This is a genomic window from Acinetobacter sp. NBRC 110496 (genome assembly GCF_000876115.1).
Taxonomy (GTDB): Bacteria; Pseudomonadota; Gammaproteobacteria; order Pseudomonadales; family Moraxellaceae; genus Acinetobacter.
The window spans coordinates 1-1,829 of the sequence record NZ_BBTF01000127.1; the positions used below are offsets into that span (position 1 = coordinate 1).

At 39.4% G+C, this 1,829-nt stretch carries 2 protein-coding genes; both read right to left on the bottom strand.

Annotation, left to right across the window (positions count from 1 at the left end):
- Positions 1-317: 317 nt before the first annotated feature.
- Positions 318-857: an IS630 family transposase gene (locus tag Aba26S_RS20830; RefSeq protein WP_112987680.1), complete on the bottom strand. Its 540-nt coding sequence runs from the start codon at positions 855-857 to the stop codon at positions 318-320.
- Positions 853-1,329 (bottom strand): helix-turn-helix domain-containing protein, encoded by a 477-nt coding sequence (locus Aba26S_RS20835; protein ID WP_004677047.1) that lies wholly within the window; start codon positions 1,327-1,329, stop codon positions 853-855. The genes Aba26S_RS20830 and Aba26S_RS20835 overlap by 5 nt, the downstream gene beginning before the upstream one ends.
- Between the last annotated feature and the right edge of the window lie 500 nt (positions 1,330-1,829).

Below are 1,829 nucleotides of genomic sequence, written 5' to 3' on the forward strand. Positions count from 1 at the left end.
TTTACCAAGTTAAAACCTCCTGTTTTTTCAGCACACATCATTTAACATTGAGTAATATTTATTGGATTAAGGTTTATAACCAAATAGTTATTAAGATAAATCACCAATCAGATGCAAAAACTAGGTTTTATACGAAGTATTGTACTCATAACAGTAAGGTATTCGGACTAAAGATGGTAAGAAAAGCACTTGCTGACTTGGATAATCTATCTAGCAACGCTTCTCTTGTTGATGTTTTGGCAAATCAAGTTGGTATATACGACACGATATGGAGTTTTAAGTTTGTCGAGAAATCTCCTAGAACCCGTAAGTATCAACTAAAAAGTAAACATGTATTCATTACCAAAACCCTTTGAAATCTGCCCAACCCAACGCTCTATTTGATCTGCCTTCATCACCTTAAAATCCCGCCAGTTATACTTCATCTGCTTCCAAACCATCTCAATTCTATTCAGCTCAGGACTATACGCAGGTAGAAAATACAAAGTCGTTGAATACTCTTGTACAAGAAGCTTGCGCCAATCTACCATCTGTTTGCTGCAATGAATCGAGGCATTGTCAACAATCAACACCAAAGGAACTTGATAGCTGCGTTTCACCTGTGCTGCTACACCCATCAAATAGGCATAAAACCAGCGACTGTTAACGGATTCCTGTAGGCAACTGGTGATCAGATGACCCGTTGACAGCAGACAACCCATCACATTAACTCGCTTTAGTCTTACAGCATCAACCGCATGAACATCGCCTATCTTTGTCCATGCATAACGGTTATCTGGCGTAGCCGAAAATCCTGTTTCGTCGACATAGCCCAATACAATTTCACCACGTGCCGCTTGCTCACGTAATGCTTCAATCTGCTGTTGCGCTTGTCCAAATGCGGTCGGGTCTCTTTTTTTTCAAGCTGTGGCGGGTGCGTTTGAAGACCATGCCTGAATCTCGCAAAAACTTGCGAAGAGTTTCAACAGACACGGACACACCGTGTTTTTCATGCAGTTTGACTCGGATTTGTTCTGCATTGAGTGGGCTTGTGTTGACCCACTCTAAGATTTGAGCCTGATAGTTTGAGGTCAGTGTATTGGGACGGCCTGAGCGATGACCTTCTTGAATCGATTCAAACTGATGTAGCTCCCAATGTCGGCGTTGTAGCCTTATGGTTTCTGGGATACGCTCTTGTAACGCAGCAACTTCGGCAACAGTTTTACCTTCGGAAAGCCAGAGAATGGTTTGGGCACGTTGTCTTTCACGCCAATGTGCTGCATGCTTGGTCAGGAGAATTAGTTGTGCACGCTGTTCTAAGCTGAGTGGGACGGTAACAATCCGTGGCATGTGCAAACATCGTTTAACCAAAAATGTCTTTTCGCATGTTTAGTTGTTTTTGTCAACTTATACACGGCACTGGCATCAATAAAAAAAGAAAAATAGACCTATGTTTTAATATGATTCGCACTTTTGAACAGGTCGCTAAATCTATTAATTTGAATATTAGTAATGAATATTCACTATTAAAGATAGAAGAGAATAGGTTTGATCAGGCTATCCAGGAGTTAACTAAAGATCTAAATATTAGTAAAGGTGCTTACATCCAGATTAATGAGCATCTTGAAGTTAAATTGGCAAAGACATCCAGCACAATTTACGTCAAATTTAGTGATTTAGCATCCGAAAAGCTCAATAAGCTTTATGGTAGATAATCGTCTTCAACTGAATAGACATATAACTATTTTTAAAAAAAATTATATTCATACAAATTACTCTAAAATTAGGTAATCAAGCTCATTGCTTAAAACTTGGAGTCGGTCGTGGATTTAGTAAAAACGCAAAACAAT

Excerpts from the sequence above, each read along its gene's own strand:
- Aba26S_RS20835 (WP_004677047.1), bottom strand. The coding sequence starts at position 1,329 with ATGCCACGGATTGTTACCGTCCCACTCAGCTTAGAACAGCGTGCACAA.